The organism is Pseudomonas sp. NPDC089918 (assembly GCF_050280605.1).
Classification (GTDB): Bacteria; Pseudomonadota; Gammaproteobacteria; order Pseudomonadales; family Pseudomonadaceae; genus Aquipseudomonas.
This window is the reverse complement of record NZ_JBNNVP010000013.1, coordinates 58,301-75,502: the sequence shown is the minus strand read 5'-3', so window position 1 is coordinate 75,502 and position 17,202 is coordinate 58,301. Positions and strand designations below refer to the sequence as shown.

Here is a 17,202-nt window from a genome sequence, read left to right as displayed (position 1 = left end):
TAAGATGTTATGTTATTCGTGGAAAGTGTGGAGTATTAGAAGGCGTCTAATGATGACGGTTCGCTGGGGTGTAATGTGATGATGGGTAATAGGCGTGTTTGTTCGGGGGCGGCGCGATGGAGTGTTGATCGCCTTCAATGATTTGATGCAGGGTTATGCATTAAATAAGTTGGCTGATGTATTTGAAAGGGGGAGTGACGATTTCAAAAATCTTTATACACCTTGAAAATAAATCCATTCCTGCTTCAGGAATAAAAGAAACCCCTTGGGTTTCAATATGTCGGACGCTAGATGGGAGTTTCGTTTCCTGCTCCAAGCATTAAAAAATGGATCTCTGGAAAGAGGTCCATTTTTTCGTCTAAAGAAAAGTCTTTCTTTGGCTGTTCCGTGACTCTCCAGTCGGGGCCGGACACGCATCAACCTCCTCGCGATGGCGGTTCATCCAGCGCAATAACGTCCAGCATCACGCCCTTGCGCGCCACCACCCGGACCTGTTGGCCCAGGTGCAGGGGCGAGCGGCTCTGAACTTGCCATCTTTCGCCCTGCAGTTGCACCCAGCCGCTCATCGGCAGACCCGGCAGCAGTCCCGTCACCGTGGCCTGGCTGCCGACCAAGCCCGCATCGCCGCTGACCAAGGCACGGTGTCTGGCCTTGAGCGCCATGCCGACCAGCGTCATCAGCAACAGGGCGCTGATCAGTGCCATGCCGATGATCAGCGTCAACGGAATGCCGAAGCCCGGCACATCGGTGTCCATCAAAATCACTGCGCCAACTACAAAAGCAACCACCCCACCGAAGCCGATTACACCGAAACTCGGTAGAAACGCCTCGGCGATCATGAAGGCGATCCCTAGCAGAATCAGTCCGACCCCGGCGTAATTCACGGGCAACAATTGCAGGGCATACAGCCCCAGCAACAGGCAGATGCCACCGAGCACCCCACCAACACCCGACCCTGGGTTCATGAATTCGAAGATCAAGCCATAGACCCCGAACATGATCAGCAGCAACGCCACGCTGGGGTTAGTGATCACCGCCAGCAGTTGTGTGCGCCAATCAGGCGCATGGTCGATGAGTGCAGCCCCGGCGGTGTTCAGCTTCAACATTTGACCAGAGACATTCAGGCTCTTGCCGTCCAGTTGCTTGAGCAGGTCTGCCACGTCATTGGCCACATAATCGACCACCTTGAGTTTGAGCGCTTCGTGGGCCGACAGGCTGAGCGATTCACGTACCGCTTGTTCGGCCCAGTCGGCATTGCGTCCGCGTAGTTGCGCAAGGCCACGGATGTAAGCCGCCGCATCGTTGATCTGTTTTCGAGTCATGGTGTCCTGCAGCTCACGCGCAGAATTCTTGTCGGTGGTGGGTGGGCCCGGCGATTCGGGCGCAGTCCCGGGCAGGCCACCGATCTGCACCGGTGTAGCAGCGCCCAGGTTGGTGCCGGGGGTCATCGCGGCAATGTGGCTGGCATACAAAATATAGGTGCCGGCGCTGGCCGCACGTGCGCCACTGGGGGCGACGAAACTTGCCACTGGCAAGGGGCTGGCCAGAATCGCCTTAATAATCAAGCGCATCGAGGTGTCCAACCCGCCGGGGGTGTCGAGGCTGATGACCACCAACTGCGCGCCCTCGGTCACCGCACGCGCCAAGCCGCGCTCCACGTAGTCGGCACTGGCCGGACCAATAGCATCGTTGACGGTCAGTACCACGACACTGCCTGCAGCCGTCGTCGAACCCGTCGGTAACCCGATCAGTATTATTAGCAAGAGCAGGCGGCACCACCAGTGACTGTTCACGGGACCTCCAGTTGCGGGTATGACAGCCAGCAACCCTCACTCAAAGCGTAGTTGAGTCAGTCATGGGTGATGCACGCGCGGAGGTTAGTCCATTACCTATGGAGATAGGGGCGATTCTGAACATTTCGAACGACATGCCCTGTCGCCATTGGTTGGCAGGTCAATCAGAGTGATCAGGTTGCTGGTGAACCGTCAGAATCCCGGGTCATGTCGGTGATCCGGCCCATTGGCGCATCAGTTTGGCGTTGAGTCGCGTATCAGGCCCGACCGTGTTGTCGGGCCTGAGCTTACGGTTGCCTGACAATATCGACCGAGATCTCCACCGCCGCAATCGTGCCTCTGTTCTCAAGCCAGTGTGTGGTGTTCCTATCCTCGGGCCAGCCCACTCCCGGCCCATAGTCCGTGGCGACTCCATTTCGATGGTCAGTGATCGTTCCTTGCAGTATGTAGACGGTGCCTGGTCTGTCCTTATGGTTGTGAATCGGCCCGAAGACGCCTCCAGGCTCGATGGTCACCATACGCATTCTAAGTTGGCGCCCTGCCATGCCCTCGATCTCAGGGCCGAGGTCTACCGTTGCAAGTAACTTCACCGCAACACCTTTGGTCTCAGGTGCCTCCTGTTCGTTGCTCATCGTGCTCTCCTCTCTGCCTGACTAGAAGTACACATCCTAAAAGGTGTAATCGGTCGCCTTTGACGTTGGCCAGGTTCGCGGTTGGTTGTTCGCCTTGGCCGAGGAGGTTGCCTGCCGGGCCATGGACGAAGCTTTCCGGGGTGGTGCCACGGACGTTGATCAGGCGGTCGAGCGGATCGTAGTGATAGCTGCGGTTGCCTTTGCGGCTGTCGTCGATACCGGCAAGGTTGCCGTTGGCGTCGTAAGTATAGCGGCGCTGGGGGCTAATACCTTGAAGGCTCAAAGCGATCCCAGCTTGAGCGGGTACTCAATAACCACATAAACCCGATCGATGTCATCGCCGGCCTGAGCGTTATTTGCTCGATGCGTCACATGGGACAGCTGCACGGACAAGTCCTTGGCCGGGCCTGACTGCACGATGTAGCGCAGGTCCATATCGCGTTCCCAATGCCGGCCGCCATCCCCTTGCTGAGGTTGGTAATCGCCAGTGCGCGGGTCGAACGGGTTATAAGCGCCGCCCTTGGGTGCCTGGGTACCGTCGATGCCACGCCCGGTCACGTAGCGGGCCATGAATTTCAAGCCGGGCAGGCCGAAAGTGCCGAGGTCGAAGTCGTAGCGCACCTGCCAGGAGCGTTCATGGGGGCCGTTGAAATCAGCGTACTTGATCGAGTTGGCCAGGTAGATGGAATCACCACCGACGAAGTCGAAGGGTGTGTCGCCGTTGATTTTTTGATAGGCGAGGGTGAAGGCTTGGGCTCCGGTGGTGTATTTGCCCGACAGGCTGTAGGCGCTGTTATTGATCGCTCCTGCTACGGCCTCGCCATAATCCTGAGTGTGGTAAAGATTGCCGTCGAGGAAAAAACCGGACTGTTTCAGGTACAGGTTGGCGTAGTACTGACGCCAGGTGTCGCTCAGTTGCGACGCATAAAAGGCACCCCCCACTGGGCGATCTTCGAACAGGCTGGCCCCGATAAAATCGATGCCGCCCGTACCGGTGCTCACACCGTAGCCGGAAAAGTCGCCCTTGCTGGTGGACGCATCCAGATTCTTGAAAGCAGTGAAGTGACCGGCTACCAGATGCACATCATCGATTTCACGGCTGTCGATCAACAAGCCCGTGGCGTATTCCGGTTGCAAGCGTTTGTCTGCCGTATCGAACACCGGAGTTTCCACAGTCATTTCACCGAACGCCAGGATGGTGCGAGAGACTCGCAACTTCAGGGCTCCACCACCACTGGAGTAATTGTCTTCGCTGTGTCCGTCATGATCCAGAGGCAACAATCCCGTTCCGGAATGCCCCTTGCCGCCGTCCAGTTTCAAGCCGAGAAATCCATGGGCGTCGATACCCACTCCAATCATGCCAGGGGTGAACCCGGATTCGAACGAGGTGACGAAACCCTGAGCCCATTCCTGTTTGTAACTCTTGTCTGCCGGCGAGGGCGATCGATAGTCATTGTTGAGGTAAAAGTTTCGGCTGAGCACCTCGAGCGTCGACCCTGCCAGCGAACCTTGTGCGGTGTGTACAGGCTCGGCGGCTATCGCGGTTCCGGCTGTACTGGTGAGCAACATGCCCAACCACAAGGGCGCCCTGGGTCCGGTCGCGTTGAGATTTTTGGATGCATATATCAGCACTGCACACGGACCTTTATATGCAGGGCGGGAGTGGGAACTCCCGCGGTGAAGTAGGATTATGTCCAGGGGGGATCACTGGATCAGCGGAACATTTTTCGGTCGCTGGTAAGGACCGTATTCGACGGGCACCCAGGCGAAGGCTTTTTCGCGACCGCTGATATGCCCGATACCAGGGAAGGGCAAGTGAGCACCAGCAACCCAGGTACGGTCATGAGCGACCTGTTTGAACAGTTTTTCACGCGTCACGACGGCCTGTTTACCCTGGACATCGAAACCGATGCTCACTTCTGGATGCTGGAACTGCACGGCGAAGCTGTGGACCAGGTCACCCATGAACAGAATGCTCTGGCCGTTGGAGCTGAACGTGTAACCACTGCTGCCGGGTGTATGGCCGGGCAGGCTGACCGCGGTCACGCCGGGCACCAGCGACTGCTCGAGGGTGAAGGTTTTGAACCGGTGCACGGCGACATAGGGGGCCACCGATTTACGGGCGACCTCGAAGAAGCCACGGGCGTCTTTTGGGGCCTTGTCCAGGTTTTCCTGGCTGAGCCAGTAATCGGCCTCCGGTTTCGCTGCATACACGGTGGCGTTGGCGAACACCGGCTCGTCCTTGGTATTGATCAGGCCGCAGACATGATCGACATGCATGTGGGTGAGCAACACGGTATCCACTTGCTCAGGTTGGTAACCGGCAGCGCGGATGTTGTCGGGCAGCCAGCCCGCGGTTCCGCCGAAACAAGCACCGGCACCGGCATCCACCAGCACCAGGTTTTTACCGGTGTTGATCAGGAATGCGTTGAACGCGGTCGGCATGCCGGGGGTAAAAATGAACTTGCGTTCGAGCATGGCGCGAATGTCTTTCTGCGAAAGGCCTTTAAGCAGCGTCGGCCCGAGGTCGCTGTAGCCATCGAACATCGCGGTAACTTCGTATTCACCCACCGCCAGGCGTTGATAGCCGGGGGCCTGGGTTTGCAGTGGCAGCGGTGGCGCCGCCTGGGCTTGATTGCCTGCAATCGTGAGACCCAGGGCCATCAGTGAGCCCTTGAAGTAGGAGGGGAGGTGTTTGAGAAGACTCATGGCTTGCGTCCTGGTTGCAATGAGAAAGGCGTGAAAAAGCGGCTACGCCTGTGCGCAGCCGCTGTCATTGCTCAATGGCCTTCAGAGGCCTGGAACATGGTTTTGGCGTAGATCAGCCCCAGGCCGTAGGCCCCGCCATTGGCGATCGAAGTTTTGACGGTTTCCTCGTAGGTTTCGCTGCGAGCCCAGTCACGTTGCAGCTCCAGCAGATATTGCAGTGCTGTCATTGGGCGGGCGCCGATTTGGATCATGCGTTGCACGGCCATTTCATGGGCTTCAATGGAGACATCGCCACAGGCATCGGCGATGAAGTACACCTCAAAGCCTTGATCGATAGCTGACAGCGCCGGGCCGACGATGCACACGGAGGTCCACAGACCGGCGAGGACGATTTTCTGTTTTCCGAAGGCGTTGACTTCTACGGCGATGCGTTCGTCTTCCCAGGTGTTCATGCTGGTGCGGTCGATCACTTTGTGGTCCGGAAACACTGACTTGATCTCGTCGAAGATCGGGCCGGAAAAGCTTTTTTCGGCAACGGTGGTGAGGATGGTCGACACTTCGAAGCCCCGGGCGGCCTTGGCTACCAGCGCGGCGTTGTTACGCAGGGTCACAGCATCAATCGACTTGGTCGCGAAGGACATTTGCGACTGATGGTCGATCATGATCAAGGTATGGTCAGTTGGGGTAAGAAGGGTTTTGCCTGGAGCTGCTTTTGCGAGGGCCATGATATTTTTCCTTAAGTATTGGCGAGGGTTATTTGGGTTGCTCGACGACAAGTGCCGTTGAGCTGATGAAAAAGTCATCGGGTCTTTCGTGGGGAGATGGTCACACATTCCACAAGGCCGAGATTGAACAGGTGTGCTGTGGTTTGGGATGTTTGTGCGATAGCGTGTGGTTTTCTCGATAAGACAGCGGAACGCTTATCGGGTGACGGCAGCGATGGGCGTCACTTGACGACTGCAGGTGAGGGGAAATGATTCACGTCCAGTGATGTGGACCTGTAGCGGCCTGAATTGTGGTGTTGTCGAATTGTTCCGGCACAGGTGAGGGTGCGAGCACTGGCGGTATTTATCCTGATGACTCTAGTGCCGGGGTTGAAGCGCAATCTCGACAGCAGTCAACAACGCGTCGCCGCTGAAGGGTTTGCGCAGGCATTCACTGGCGCCGTAGCGGCTGGATTCAGTCAGTGTCGCTTCATCCCAGTATGCCGACATGCCTATCACCGGAAACTTTCTGTCCAGGAGTGCAAGCGCTTGCATGACCTCTATTCCGGAAAGACCCTTCATTTTCACATCCAGCAGCAGACAGGCCACATCATTGAAGTTTTCGAGAGCCAGGAATTCCTCGCCGGACACTCCGGGGGCGGCGCCGCCAGTATCGATAGTCATGAAGAACCCTGCATGGCTGACGCCGGCTCTGCGCTGATCAGGCCATACAGGCTGACCAGACTGACCAGCGAACGCGTCTGCATCTTCTCCATGATGTGTTTGCGGTGGACCTTGGCGGTGACTTCACTGGTGCCTAGCCGGTTGGCGATGTGCTTGTTGGACAGCCCTGCGACAATCAACGGCAGTACTTCGCGCTCACGGGGTGTCAACAGGACCGCCCTTTGACGGGCGCTCTGAATGCGTTGCCATTGCTCGAACGCCGTCGCTGCACGCTGACGGGTGGTGCGCAGGATGTCCAGCAACTGGTCGTCATTAAACAATTTGGTCAGGAATTCCACCGCTCCCGCTTTCATGGCTTGCACCGACATTGGGATGGTGCCGAAACCGGTCATGAAAATGACCGGCCACGGAAGCCCGGCAGCGTTAATCGCGTGGAGATAGGGAAGAACCAGTTCGCTCTGAGATACGGATAGCCGTTGCAGGTCAGCCAGTGTCATCGGAATATCCTTGTGTCATGCGTTCATTGTTGCGTGTGGAGCCTGAGTAGTTCATGAGGTAAAGGCCTACTCGACTGAGCGCGCATACAGGCTATCAATGCATCACAGTCTGGCCGAATGCTGCCGCTCACAATCTTTAGTGCATCGATGCGGGCAGCTAGCATCTACTCTGGACTGTCAGACAGTACTTCCTGTGTAACCCTGTGGAGCATTGTAATGTTCAAAAACTGGAGTGGTCAGGTCGCATTGGTCAGTGGAGCTGGCAGCGAACATGGGATTGGTCTAGCTATCGCGCGACGGCTTGGGGACTCGGGCGCGAAGCTGATCATCACCGGCAGCAGTGCCCGTATCCATGATCGCGTCGCGGAACTGATCGCGGCAGGTTATGAGGTGCAAGGACGCGCTGCAGATCTCACTCAGCCGGCTCAGGTCGTCGAACTGGTGACTTGGGCGGAATCGCTATGGGGGCGAATCGATGTACTCGTGAACAACGCCGGTATGGCGATTCAGGGTGAAGCCGAAACGTTTTCTGAAGTGGCCAATATGAGCGTCGATGTGTGGAACACTTCGATTGCCCGTAATCTGACCACTGTATTTTTGCTGACCCGCGCTGTGTTGCCGGGGATGCAGAATCGTCGTTACGGACGTATCGTCCATATCAGTTCTACGACCGGCACCCGCGTCAGCAACCCTGGCGAGGCCGCGTATGCGGCGGCGAAAGCGGGGATTGTGGGCATGAACATGAGCTTGGCGCTGGAAGTCGCGCCATACGGTATCACCGTGAACTCTGTTGCCCCTGGGTGGATCGCGACGCAGTCCAGCACCGCAGAGGAAATGACCGCCGCGCAGTATGTTCCCGTGGGGCGTGCCGGTAGACCAGACGAGGTCGCTGCGGCGGTAGCTTTTCTTGCTTCTCCAGAGTCCAGCTACATTACGGGCGAGCTTCTCGTGGTCGACGGGGGCAACTGCCTCTCTGAGAACAAAAGCCCCCGTTGAGGGCAGGGGAGCTTAAGTCTTTGCAGTTTGAGGAAACGATATTTGAATACCGCGCCGCCAAGTAAAGAGACGTGAAAGGCTAGTGTCCCCCCTGGGCATTCAATGGCGCGACGACACCTCGAAGAATGGGTTTCCACGTTTTTCTTCGAGAAACAAGGAAGGCGCTGACGCGCCTATACGCTTTGAAAATGAAAATTTTCCGCCTTTATCGCCACGAGCAGCCATTACGGTTTCAAAGCTCGCTGCGTTTGAAGGCTTCGAGCTTATCCAAACGCCGATATAGGGGGAACGCCATCATATTGGCTTCGACTGACCACTCCTGGCCGATTTCTGCCTGTCACAGTCGGCAGAGAACGACCCAGAGCAGGTGGTCAACGAGGTGCGAAATCACATGTCATAGAGTCAATGTTGGTTCGTGCACTTTTAATTATGCTTTGATTTTTTTTCATCTCTACGCGGTTTGCGCAGAGTATCCGGCGAAGTTAGAGCGATATGCCTAAGGTTGTTTGTCCACCAGGTCTTGAAACGCACGGTGTCGCACAATCAGTCCGACGCGGTGGCAACAAGTGTTCCGCTTACCAGCAGGCCAGATGTCTCTCGATCAACCTCGCCACTTCGGCTGCGTGAGTAAAGCCCAGATTGTGATCGGCGTCAGGGAAAACGTGTAGTTCAGCACGAGGTAACAGTTGAGCAAGGCGCTGGCCGACGCGAACGGGGCTGATCGGATCAGAATCTCCCCAGAGGAGCAGGACTGGCATGCGCAACTCGATCAACCGGAGCGTGAGGTCGGTGCGGTCGTCGAGAAACCAACTCGGCAGTGTCGGGTTGGTGGCAGCAAAATCCGGGCGCCAGTCATGCGCGCCCAGAGCAGACATATCCACCCCGCCAGAGGTGACGGTCAGCGTCAGGTGCGTGATCAGCTCAGGGCGTTCAAGCGCTGCAAGCACAGCGACTATGCCGCCCATGGACTGTGCCACCAGCGCTGTGGGCCGGTCGATCTCGGCCAGCACGCGAGCCACCAGATCATGCATGCCAGTCACGCTAGGCAACGGCGGAGTGTCTCCAAAGCCGGGCCAGCCGATATGGACCTGCTGCGCCGGGTGGGCCAAGCGCTCAGCAACCGGATGCCAAAACCGGGTGTTACCTGAGGCTCCGGGCAGGAAGAGGAGTTTGGCGGGGGATGCGATCACAGGTTCGGTCCTTGAAGGTGGGATTGAGAGAGTCAGCAGGAGGAAAAAATGGATGCCACGATGAAGGATGTTCTCACGCGCCTGCCGACGCAGCGGGCGAATGAGATTACCGACCTACTGCCGCACAGGTGGATGCCCATCTAACGGTGCAACCTCTGACGGGGCACCGTATCAAGATTTGCCTAGTCGCCCAAATTAACGGCATTACCGTTAATCCGGACATAATAATTATCGAATTCACCGCTTTCGACGAACACAAAGCCATGGCGAGTGTAAAAACGATTTGAAGCGCTTTCCTTGAGAGCACCAACCTTGATGGGACGCCCTATCTCATCAGCCTCTCTGAAAATCTGAGTAAGAACTTCAGAACCGATTCCTGCTCCTTGAGCACTGGGTATCACATACAAGTGGTCAAGCAGAAGCTCGCTCTGATGGTCTTTGATAACGACAAAACCGACCAGATCACCTGATACTTCTATGCGGCGTGTGCTGTTAGCGTCGAACCCACCAAGAAATCGTTCGCGCGCACGATCTGGGTTAAATCGTCCAAGCCGCTCAAGGCTCTCGCGCATGGCCTCAATCCTGATGGCTACCAGATCTTCCAGGTCGTTATTGGAAGCTGCGCATAAAACGACAGCGGAGTTTTGATCAGCGGAGGCTGGCATAACAAGCACCCTAAACATGGCCGGTCAGTCATTATAGAAAACAGAATCCGCATAACCACTACTGCCTCGGTTCAATGGAGGCGATGGCTCCATATCAGCTTCAGGGGATGTGTTCGCCGGAGGCTTACTGCGTATTTAAGGGGCGTGTTCACGCGACTGCCGATGCGGCGGCCGACGAGATTATCGAGTAGCTGCCGCGTAGCGGGCGTCCGTTTAACCACGCAAGGTCTTTTGGGCGGACGCTTACCGTCCAGGGCCTGGCTACAAGGTTTTAGAAAATGCGTAAGCGATGGGCTTGAAACTGGAGGCAGGCTGCAGCTTTCGTTTCCCAGATGCTGACAGTTCAGTTGGAAGAGTTGTTCAGCTGCTGAAGCTCAAGTTGCTTGGCAGCACTGGCTTCGAGGTTTGCACGCTCTTCATCCAGATACCGATAAATGCTTTGGAGGTTGGCGATTTTCTGTTTGATCTCTGCCATCTTCTTTTCAATTAGCTTAGCGCCGTCAGCACAATCGATCAGCTTGTTCCGCTGCGCATCCAGAATCTCGCCTATTTCCCCTAGGGAAAAACCCATGCTTTGCGCACGCTGGATAAAGTCCAGATCCTGCAGAGTTTGCGTTGTGTAAACGCGATATTTGTTAGTTTGCCGCAGCGGTGAGATCAGGCCAATTTGCTCGTAGTAACGCAGCGTATGGCGGCTGGCGCCGCTGCGGGCCTCGAGTTCGCCGATTTTCATGAAAACACCGCTTGACTATAGAGTTGGGTCGATAGTTTACGCTTGATTTCTCACCTTAAACAAGGAGCAGGGAAATGAGCGTGGAGTGCTTTGTCACGGGGGGTACCGGCTTCGTCGGTCAACATTTGGTGGCGTACCTGAGTGCAAAAGGTCACACCATTCGGGTGTTGATGCGTCGCCCAGAGCGACTAGCTGCACTGCGGGAGCAAGTCGATAATTTGGGAGGGTGCGCAACCCGGGTATTTGCCGTAGCTGGCGATCTGGAACGGGACAACCTCGGGCTGAGTCTTGCTGACCGAGAAGTGCTAAGGCACGCCAGAGTCATATTCCACCTAGGCGCCCACTTCGCATGGGGGCTTTCAGTGGAGCATTCTCGTGCGGTGAATGTGGAAGGGGCAAAGCGCGTGGCGCTGTTGGCGGCTGAGCAAAAAAGCCGTTTAGTGATGATCGGCGGCTACATGCTGAAAAATCATGAACATCTGCAACGCATCGGAATTGATCCTCGTCATCCAGAGTTGACGAATTGGCCTGCCGTCTACCGACAGGTCGGTGGTTACGAGGGAAGCAAGCTGGAGGCGCATTTTGCGACCCTGGAGGTCATGTCCGCCAAGGGCGGGGAGATTACCGTTGTCCACCCTGCGACTGTCTGTGGCCACAGCCGCACGGGGCATATCCTTGACGGTCAGCCGCTGGTGGAGCTGATACGCAACCTTGTGCAGGGAAAGCTGACTGCAGTGCCCGGTACCGCCGACCACTGGCTGCCACTGGTCACCGTGGATTACCTGGTTGAGCTGGTGGCAGTTTGCGCTTTTGATCCTGCCATGGTGGGCCAGGAACTGTTGGCGCTTGATGACCAAACTCCAAACTTGCGAGAACTCCTGATACAGGTGGCACAACCTTTGGGCTTAAAGTCTCCCAAGCATCACATTTCACTCCGATTGCTGAAGTTGCTACTGAGTATTCCTCCCGTTGCGTGGTTTTTGAACACAAAACCCGAAGCCTTGGACTTTATCCAGACCACTCGTTTTGATACAGCGGCGGTCGAGCAATTTGCCAACAGGCATGGAATAGCCAAACCGGATATACGTCAGTCTTTGCAGCACACTGCAGCGTTCGTCAACTCATATTGCATAGCCAAGGGCTAGGCCCTCTGACTTCTCCCTTGGCGGCGACAAGAAGGCAAATAGCATCCTACTGGGCGATCCAGCTTATGCCACAATAAATACTGGGGTTGGTGGGATCTTCGTATCCTCAAACTTTGCGCCGTCGATATAGGGCGGCATTCTATCGAACGACAATTCAGCGACAGGGATCGTCATCAATGCAATCTACTTTCAGCAAAGGCGTCATATTTGCACTCTCCGCTGCGGCACTGAACGCAACGATCGGTGTACTCAGCAAAATACTCATGAGTAATGGTTTCACCGCTAGCAGTGTCGCTGTCATCAAGACCGTACTGGGTTGCGTGCTGCTCTCGATCTTATTGTTTTTCCTCAAGCGCCCGGCGGCGTCGACCAAATGGACTCAGGCGGCTATCTGCGCATTCCTTGGCATCTTTGTGCTGTTCCATTTCGAAACGTCCGCCTATCGACACTACGCTGCGGCAGGTGTGGTGGTGGTGCTGATGGCCAGTGCCTCAATTTCCTCGATCATTCTGGGGCGCATTTTCCTCAAGGATGCCATCACCGCGAACGCTACCGTTGGTGCCGCACTGGCTATCGCTGGGATCTCGGTGATCTTCGGCGGCGACCTGCAGCAGGGCTTTACCCTGCAAGGTGCTGCGCTCGCCTCCATGGCCGGTTCCGGCTATGGGGCCTTTTCGGTTGCCATGAAGCGTATGGGGGTGTCGGGGGGGCTGCACTTCACCCGACAATTGTTGTTCTTTGGCAGCCTGTACTTGCTGATGCCGGCTGCGGCCGATGGTTTCGCGATGGGCGAGCTGTCGCCGCTGGCGATCGCCGCGCTGCTGGCGTTGGCCACGCTGCCGACTATCCTGGGCTTCTTCTGCACCACTAAGGCCATCGAGTATCTCAAGCCATCCCAAGTGCAAGCGCTGGAGCTGACCGAGCCACTGTTCGCCGCGCTGCTGGCGTTTGTGGCGCTCAACGAAGTACCGCGCGAAAGCCTGTACGCGGGAGCGGCACTGATCATCGTCGGCCTGTGTTTCTCCAATGAACTAATCCGCTTGGGCAGCAAAGCATCCGTCCCTTCGACCGAGTGAGCTATTTTCGGATCTGCTGTTTCTCAGCGCGTTGTTGCTCCTTGGCTTTCTGATGACCGTGTTCATGCGCGTTTCCAACAAGAGCGCCTCCGAAGTTGCCGGCACTATCAGTCATGAAGCGCGCTGACGGTTGATCGAGCTCGCGGCGCCTTCATTGGTGCCGCCAGTCAAAGCCAATGGCGAGCGGCGATGGCATTGCCGACGCGAATCGAGATTTCCCGCTCTATGCAAGTCACCGATCCAGGTTTGCCTGTGGTGCCGGTGAAAATCGCCTAATCGTTTCCTACACCTTACCGATCTGGTAGGGCTCTCAGTGACCTTCACTCATGGAGCAAAAGATGAATGCTATCGACCCGGTGGTAATCGATGAGTTGGCGCCAAACGGCGTCCTGCGCGCTGCCATTAACTTTGGCAACCCTGTACTGGCCCAAAAAGGGCCGGATGGTATACCGCAAGGCGTGTCTGTTGCGCTGGCAAAAGCATTGGCTGAAGAGCTGGGCGTGCGCCTGGAAATGGTCACATTCGATGCCGCGGGCAAGGTCTTTGCGGCTCTGGAGCAGGGCGCATGGCGCATTGCTTTTCTTGCTATTGAACCGGTGCGAGAAGAGCAGATCGCGTTCAGCGAGCCTTACGTGATCATCGAAGGGACTTACCTGGTCGCCGTCGATTCCCCCTACCAAACAGTTGAGGATCTTGATCAGCCTGGACTGCGGCTGGCGGTCGGTAAAGGCGCAGCCTACGACCTTTTCCTCACTCGTACTTTGAAACATGCGCAGCTCGTACGTGCGCAAACCTCGGCCGGAGCCGTGGACTTGTATATTGAACAGGTTTTGGATGCGGCCGCGGGCGTTCGCCAACCCCTGGAGTCTGTTGCTGCGGACAATGCGAACTATCGTGTCATCGATGGTGCTTTTACCTCCATCCGGCAGGCCATGGCAGTACCACGTGGTCATGACGCAGGTGCGGCATATGTCCGGGACTTCGTTGAACGCAAGAAGGCTGAAGGTTTCGTTCGTTCGGCGTTGGACCAAAGCGGTCAGGCTGATGTGACCGTAGTTCCATCGGTGTGAAATAGCGCTTGCCGCTGATTAAACGTGGTAAATCGCGCGCAAGCGCTCACAGATATTGAGGTGGAGAAATGGCCAAGGCCGTGGATGTCGTTGTGCAATGCCTGGAGAACGAAGGTGTCGAGTACGTGTTCGGTATTCCCGGTGAAGAAAACTTGGATCTGCTGGAGTCGTTGCGCCGCTCCAGTATCAAGCTGGTATTGACGCGCCATGAGCAGTCCGCAGGTTTTATGGCGGCCACCTATGGCCGTCTGACGGGCAAGACCGGCGTCAGCCTGGCCACCCTGGGACCGGGGGCGACCAACCTGGTAACCGCGGGCGCGTACGCGTATCTGGGCGGCATGCCGATGCTGATGATCACCGGCCAGAAGCCGATCAAGAAGTCCAAGCAGGGCCGATTCCAGATTCTCGATGTGGTCGGCATGATGCAGCCGCTGACCAAGTACACAATTGCCAAAGCTGTTCTTGATCGTGCAGCTGCGTTTCGTATTCACCAAGCTGAAGCTTGAGGCGTTGCTGTTTAGCATTAAGGTCGACCACGCTGGCCCGGAGCGCCGTGCGATCGGCGAGCAGGCGTTCTATGCCATCCAGTACCCGTCGCAGTAACGAATCTTTCGCCGTTATCGATACCCCTTACCGTCGGGTTGCTCCAGCCTGTCGCCGAGCAGCTTCAGTTCCTTGCGGGTGCTATTTCTGAAAAACATCAAATACCTCTAATTTTGCTCACGAGGTTGCGGGGGGATGTTGCTCTTGACGCCCCGAGCATTACGGTCTTCGAATGCCCGGGGACAGTCTGACTTGGACTGGCGTACGTCGACTCAGGCGGCCTGGTACAGCCGGCGCTCGACCAGCGTGCTACCACGCAGGCGATGTGTTGCCTTGGCACCGGCCAGAACGGCCAGGTCCAACAGCGGTTCGAGGGTGACGACGGTCATGTAGGCACTGCCGAAGGTAAGAATTGACATTGCGTTTTCTGCTGTGAAGCCTTGCCCGTAGAAGGCCCAGAAGGCAACCCAGGCGACAATGCCGGCCTGGAAGGCTGTCGACAGCCCCAGAGCTTGTCTATAGCTCAGTTCCACATACGGCGTGTTTGGCGCGATGATGCGTTTTGCCAGGGCGGCGACTGCGAACAGCGGTACCAGAAGGGTGGTGACGTTCATGCCGTATTGCGGCAGGTCAAATGGAGCGAAGAACAGACTCTGGATCAGCAGTCCCAGGGCGAGACCCGCTGCCGCAGGTGCGGTGCCGAGCAGCAGAAACAACGTTGACCCCAGAATGAGATGGACCTCGGAGACGCCGACTGGATGGTGCGGTAGTAGCTCGAAGAAGCTGAATACCAGGGCCGTGGCAGTGACAGTGCGAGCGAGCAGCGAGAAGACACCACGCTCACCGATGGCTTGCGCAGCGAGTTTGAGGGTGTAGGCGCCGACACCTGCGGCAGTGACATAGCTCAGCCAGATTTTTCCAGCTTCCACCAGATTAGGTTCGATATGCATGACGATTGCTCCTTGGCCGCTTCCGACCTCGAAAGTAAAAAATAGGACGGCTCCGTCCTCAGCTTGTGGCACGGCTGATCGCTACCGGCTCGTGCCGCGGCAGGTGTTCGTGCCCGTTTCCATGGGCCGGTGGGCAACTCGCGTTGAGCAGCGTTACCGGTTGTCCATGGGGGGTATTCAAGTAAGCTTGCTGCCATTCCTCGCTGCGCTGGGTGATGTCTTCCATACCCGCTAAACCGAGTGTGGTGACCATTCTTTCCATGGCTGCGATCCATTGCCGGTAGTAAGTGTCGTTGACGCTTTCTCCGGGTTGCGTTGGGCTCGCCTTGATCTCGTCGCTGAATACCTGCACCCAGTCCTTCCAGGGAAATAGACCGATTTGGTGCAGGTGTACCAGCAGGGAAAAAGCCTGGGCCTGCCAAGGTTTGTCGAACACCGGGCCTTCATAGTCGAGAGACAGACCGGCTATTGGGGGGATGTGACGCATGCTGGCGCTCATACGGCCTCCAGATAGTTGTCCCAAAGATCAATGCAAACACTGTCCGGTCGCGCCACTCCCCACAGTTCTGTAGCACTGAAGCGAACGGCATAGACCTGTTGGGGTTGTTCGCCTAGACCGTGGGCCATCGTGTCTGGGGTGGCAAACGCGCCGTGTGCAATCTCGATGGTCCCGACCTTGCCGCGCGCGTAGCGCGGCAGTCGGGTGTGGGTGGTTGGATTGAGGTTCTTCGTCCGTACCCGGTCACCGACCCGGAAGCGGCCGCCGACAGGTTCCTTTGCCCGTGAAGTGGCGCCTCCGAGGATCACCGCCTCGACGATATCCGGTGTGAGCACCGTTGGGGGCTGTGCCGGAGAGGTTGGCTTGACCGTGCCCTGCAGTTCGGCAGCGCTGATCACGCCTTTTTCCTGCAGCAGGGTCTCGAAGGCGTGAAGCCAGTGTTCGTAGTAACTCGACTGCAAGTATTCAGCCGGATCCATGCGTTCAATGGAGTGTCGGAACTCGTCGACATTGAAGTGTCCGCCGACGAAGAGCGAGGCGAACAGCGGAAAGATCCTGCGCTCCCAGTCGTGATGGAAGACGGGTTCATTTTCTTCGGTGAGCACTGGGCCGAAACCGTGCATACCGCCTAAGTCGTGTACACCGTTCATGGTTTTCTCCTTCTCGGGGTCAGGCTTCGTCGCCCGGCGTCTTGGGCAGGCCAGTGCCGATCATGGCGTCACGAGTCACCAGATCGACCAGTCGTTCCTCGCTCCAGCCTTCAGTGCCAGCCGGACGTTCCGGCAGTACCAGGTAGCGCAACTCAGCACTGCTGTCCCAGACGCGAACTTCCTTTTCATTGGGAATAATCAAACCAAATTCGGCCAGCACGCTGCGCGGATCGATGACTATCCGTGACCGATAGGGCGCGGATTTGTACCAGGCTGGGGGCAGGCCCAGGGTCGGCCAGGGGTAGCAGGAGCACAGGGTGCAGACCGTCACGTTGTGCACGGTCGCGGTGTTCTCCACCACCACCATGTCTTCGCCCTGCACGCCGGAAAAACCCAGTTCGGCAATGGCCGCAGTGGCATCTTCCAGCAGCCGATGTTTGTAATCGGGATCGAACCAAGCCTTGGCGACCACCTGAGCGCCGTTGCGCGGGCCGACCTTGTGCTGGTAAGTGTCCACCAGAGCATCCATGGCGGTTGGGTCGACCAAGCCCTTTTCTATTAACAGGGATTCGAGTGCCTTGACACGCAAGGCGATGGCCTCGGGGGGCTCGGTGTGGTCGTGATGGTGATGATGTTCGTGGGTATGGCTCATGTATTGGCTCCTCT

The 17,202-nt window shown here is 57.0% G+C and carries 18 protein-coding genes and 2 pseudogenes; 5 read left to right on the top strand and 15 right to left on the bottom strand.

Features of this window, described 5'->3' with window-relative positions; translation table 11 throughout:
* Nucleotides 1-416: 416 nt before the first annotated feature.
* The 8 genes and pseudogenes from ACQKPC_RS11935 to ACQKPC_RS11900 form a co-directional block, all read right to left on the bottom strand.
* Complete coding sequence (locus ACQKPC_RS11935; protein ID WP_427624737.1) at nucleotides 417-1,793, bottom strand: NfeD family protein; 1,377 nt, start codon at nucleotides 1,791-1,793, stop codon at nucleotides 417-419.
* A gap of 287 nt (nucleotides 1,794-2,080) precedes the next feature.
* Nucleotides 2,081-2,425, bottom strand: a complete 345-nt coding sequence (locus ACQKPC_RS11930; RefSeq protein ID WP_192344462.1) for a cupin domain-containing protein — start codon at nucleotides 2,423-2,425, stop codon at nucleotides 2,081-2,083.
* A 34-nt stretch (nucleotides 2,426-2,459) separates the two neighbouring features.
* Nucleotides 2,460-2,684 (bottom strand): annotated as a pseudogene (locus ACQKPC_RS11925) (RHS repeat-associated core domain-containing protein); the annotation flags it as partial.
* 20 nt (nucleotides 2,685-2,704) lie between these two features.
* Complete coding sequence (locus ACQKPC_RS11920; RefSeq protein ID WP_427624736.1) at nucleotides 2,705-3,994, bottom strand: OprD family porin; 1,290 nt, start codon at nucleotides 3,992-3,994, stop codon at nucleotides 2,705-2,707.
* 135 nt (nucleotides 3,995-4,129) lie between these two features.
* The gene (locus ACQKPC_RS11915; protein ID WP_427624735.1) at nucleotides 4,130-5,134 is read right to left on the bottom strand and encodes an MBL fold metallo-hydrolase; all 1,005 of its coding nucleotides are present in this window, start codon (nucleotides 5,132-5,134) and stop codon (nucleotides 4,130-4,132) included.
* A 71-nt stretch (nucleotides 5,135-5,205) separates the two neighbouring features.
* Entirely contained in the window at nucleotides 5,206-5,859 is a 654-nt protein-coding gene (locus tag ACQKPC_RS11910; RefSeq protein WP_008075462.1) for a hydrolase, read from the bottom strand.
* Nucleotides 5,860-6,216: 357 nt separating this feature from the next.
* The gene (locus ACQKPC_RS11905; protein WP_427624734.1) at nucleotides 6,217-6,522 is read right to left on the bottom strand and encodes a response regulator; all 306 of its coding nucleotides are present in this window, start codon (nucleotides 6,520-6,522) and stop codon (nucleotides 6,217-6,219) included.
* On the bottom strand, nucleotides 6,519-7,019 hold the full coding sequence (locus ACQKPC_RS11900) for a response regulator transcription factor (RefSeq protein WP_427624733.1): 501 nt from the start codon (nucleotides 7,017-7,019) through the stop codon (nucleotides 6,519-6,521). Before ACQKPC_RS11900 ends, ACQKPC_RS11905 begins: the two co-directional genes overlap by 4 nt.
* A gap of 216 nt (nucleotides 7,020-7,235) precedes the next feature.
* Between ACQKPC_RS11900 and ACQKPC_RS11895 the strand changes: the two genes are divergently transcribed.
* The gene (locus tag ACQKPC_RS11895) at nucleotides 7,236-8,015 is read left to right on the top strand and encodes an SDR family NAD(P)-dependent oxidoreductase (RefSeq protein WP_427624732.1); all 780 of its coding nucleotides are present in this window, start codon (nucleotides 7,236-7,238) and stop codon (nucleotides 8,013-8,015) included.
* Between the two features lie 575 nt (nucleotides 8,016-8,590).
* Here ACQKPC_RS11895 and ACQKPC_RS11890 read toward each other — a convergent pair.
* From ACQKPC_RS11890 to ACQKPC_RS11880, 3 genes are all read right to left on the bottom strand, one after another.
* Nucleotides 8,591-9,205: an alpha/beta fold hydrolase gene (locus ACQKPC_RS11890; protein ID WP_427624730.1), complete on the bottom strand. Its 615-nt coding sequence runs from the start codon at nucleotides 9,203-9,205 to the stop codon at nucleotides 8,591-8,593.
* Nucleotides 9,206-9,387: 182 nt separating this feature from the next.
* Entirely contained in the window at nucleotides 9,388-9,870 is a 483-nt protein-coding gene (locus ACQKPC_RS11885) for a GNAT family N-acetyltransferase (RefSeq protein ID WP_032830703.1), read from the bottom strand.
* A 343-nt stretch (nucleotides 9,871-10,213) separates the two neighbouring features.
* Complete coding sequence (locus tag ACQKPC_RS11880) at nucleotides 10,214-10,603, bottom strand: MerR family transcriptional regulator (RefSeq protein WP_123494942.1); 390 nt, start codon at nucleotides 10,601-10,603, stop codon at nucleotides 10,214-10,216.
* A 74-nt stretch (nucleotides 10,604-10,677) separates the two neighbouring features.
* Between ACQKPC_RS11880 and ACQKPC_RS11875 the strand changes: the two genes are divergently transcribed.
* The 4 genes and pseudogenes from ACQKPC_RS11875 to ACQKPC_RS11860 all read left to right on the top strand — a co-directional run.
* The gene (locus ACQKPC_RS11875; RefSeq protein WP_427624729.1) at nucleotides 10,678-11,748 is read left to right on the top strand and encodes an SDR family oxidoreductase; all 1,071 of its coding nucleotides are present in this window, start codon (nucleotides 10,678-10,680) and stop codon (nucleotides 11,746-11,748) included.
* 176 nt (nucleotides 11,749-11,924) lie between these two features.
* Nucleotides 11,925-12,824, top strand: coding sequence for a DMT family transporter (locus tag ACQKPC_RS11870; RefSeq protein ID WP_008075485.1), 900 nt, complete (start codon nucleotides 11,925-11,927; stop codon nucleotides 12,822-12,824).
* A 338-nt stretch (nucleotides 12,825-13,162) separates the two neighbouring features.
* On the top strand, nucleotides 13,163-13,894 hold the full coding sequence (locus ACQKPC_RS11865) for an ABC transporter substrate-binding protein (protein ID WP_427624728.1): 732 nt from the start codon (nucleotides 13,163-13,165) through the stop codon (nucleotides 13,892-13,894).
* 68 nt (nucleotides 13,895-13,962) lie between these two features.
* Nucleotides 13,963-14,394, top strand: a pseudogene (locus ACQKPC_RS11860) (thiamine pyrophosphate-binding protein); the annotation flags it as partial.
* A 315-nt stretch (nucleotides 14,395-14,709) separates the two neighbouring features.
* On the opposite strand, the gene ACQKPC_RS11855 reads toward ACQKPC_RS11860, so the two are convergent.
* Genes ACQKPC_RS11855 through nthA form a run of 4 tightly spaced genes read right to left on the bottom strand, consistent with a single transcriptional unit; the run spans nucleotide 14,710 to nucleotide 17,188 of the window.
* Nucleotides 14,710-15,387 carry an energy-coupling factor ABC transporter permease gene (locus ACQKPC_RS11855; RefSeq protein WP_427624727.1) on the bottom strand — a complete coding sequence of 226 codons (678 nt, stop codon included), beginning with the start codon at nucleotides 15,385-15,387 and terminating at the stop codon, nucleotides 14,710-14,712.
* A gap of 58 nt (nucleotides 15,388-15,445) precedes the next feature.
* A complete protein-coding gene (locus ACQKPC_RS11850; RefSeq protein ID WP_427624726.1) occupies nucleotides 15,446-15,874 on the bottom strand; it encodes a nitrile hydratase accessory protein in 429 nt (142 codons plus the stop codon).
* 8 nt (nucleotides 15,875-15,882) lie between these two features.
* Nucleotides 15,883-16,536 carry a nitrile hydratase subunit beta gene (gene nthB, locus ACQKPC_RS11845; protein ID WP_427624725.1) on the bottom strand — a complete coding sequence of 218 codons (654 nt, stop codon included), beginning with the start codon at nucleotides 16,534-16,536 and terminating at the stop codon, nucleotides 15,883-15,885.
* A gap of 19 nt (nucleotides 16,537-16,555) precedes the next feature.
* Complete coding sequence (gene nthA / locus ACQKPC_RS11840; protein WP_427624724.1) at nucleotides 16,556-17,188, bottom strand: nitrile hydratase subunit alpha; 633 nt, start codon at nucleotides 17,186-17,188, stop codon at nucleotides 16,556-16,558.
* Nucleotides 17,189-17,202 lie beyond the last annotated feature (14 nt).

Excerpts from the sequence above, each read along its gene's own strand:
- ACQKPC_RS11880 (WP_123494942.1), bottom strand. The coding sequence starts at position 10,603 with ATGAAAATCGGCGAACTCGAGGCCCGCAGCGGCGCCAGCCGCCATACG.
- ACQKPC_RS11920 (WP_427624736.1), bottom strand. The coding sequence starts at position 3,994 with ATGTTGCTCACCAGTACAGCCGGAACCGCGATAGCCGCCGAGCCTGTA.
- ACQKPC_RS11930 (WP_192344462.1), bottom strand. The coding sequence starts at position 2,425 with ATGAGCAACGAACAGGAGGCACCTGAGACCAAAGGTGTTGCGGTGAAG.
- nthB (WP_427624725.1), bottom strand. The coding sequence starts at position 16,536 with ATGAACGGTGTACACGACTTAGGCGGTATGCACGGTTTCGGCCCAGTG.
- ACQKPC_RS11900 (WP_427624733.1), bottom strand. The coding sequence starts at position 7,019 with ATGACACTGGCTGACCTGCAACGGCTATCCGTATCTCAGAGCGAACTG.
- ACQKPC_RS11895 (WP_427624732.1), top strand. The coding sequence starts at position 7,236 with ATGTTCAAAAACTGGAGTGGTCAGGTCGCATTGGTCAGTGGAGCTGGC.
- ACQKPC_RS11855 (WP_427624727.1), bottom strand. The coding sequence starts at position 15,387 with ATGCATATCGAACCTAATCTGGTGGAAGCTGGAAAAATCTGGCTGAGC.
- ACQKPC_RS11865 (WP_427624728.1), top strand. The coding sequence starts at position 13,163 with ATGAATGCTATCGACCCGGTGGTAATCGATGAGTTGGCGCCAAACGGC.
- ACQKPC_RS11850 (WP_427624726.1), bottom strand. The coding sequence starts at position 15,874 with ATGCGTCACATCCCCCCAATAGCCGGTCTGTCTCTCGACTATGAAGGC.
- ACQKPC_RS11885 (WP_032830703.1), bottom strand. The coding sequence starts at position 9,870 with ATGCCAGCCTCCGCTGATCAAAACTCCGCTGTCGTTTTATGCGCAGCT.
- ACQKPC_RS11905 (WP_427624734.1), bottom strand. The coding sequence starts at position 6,522 with ATGACTATCGATACTGGCGGCGCCGCCCCCGGAGTGTCCGGCGAGGAA.
- ACQKPC_RS11915 (WP_427624735.1), bottom strand. The coding sequence starts at position 5,134 with ATGAGTCTTCTCAAACACCTCCCCTCCTACTTCAAGGGCTCACTGATG.
- ACQKPC_RS11910 (WP_008075462.1), bottom strand. The coding sequence starts at position 5,859 with ATGGCCCTCGCAAAAGCAGCTCCAGGCAAAACCCTTCTTACCCCAACT.
- ACQKPC_RS11875 (WP_427624729.1), top strand. The coding sequence starts at position 10,678 with ATGAGCGTGGAGTGCTTTGTCACGGGGGGTACCGGCTTCGTCGGTCAA.
- ACQKPC_RS11870 (WP_008075485.1), top strand. The coding sequence starts at position 11,925 with ATGCAATCTACTTTCAGCAAAGGCGTCATATTTGCACTCTCCGCTGCG.
- nthA (WP_427624724.1), bottom strand. The coding sequence starts at position 17,188 with ATGAGCCATACCCACGAACATCATCACCATCACGACCACACCGAGCCC.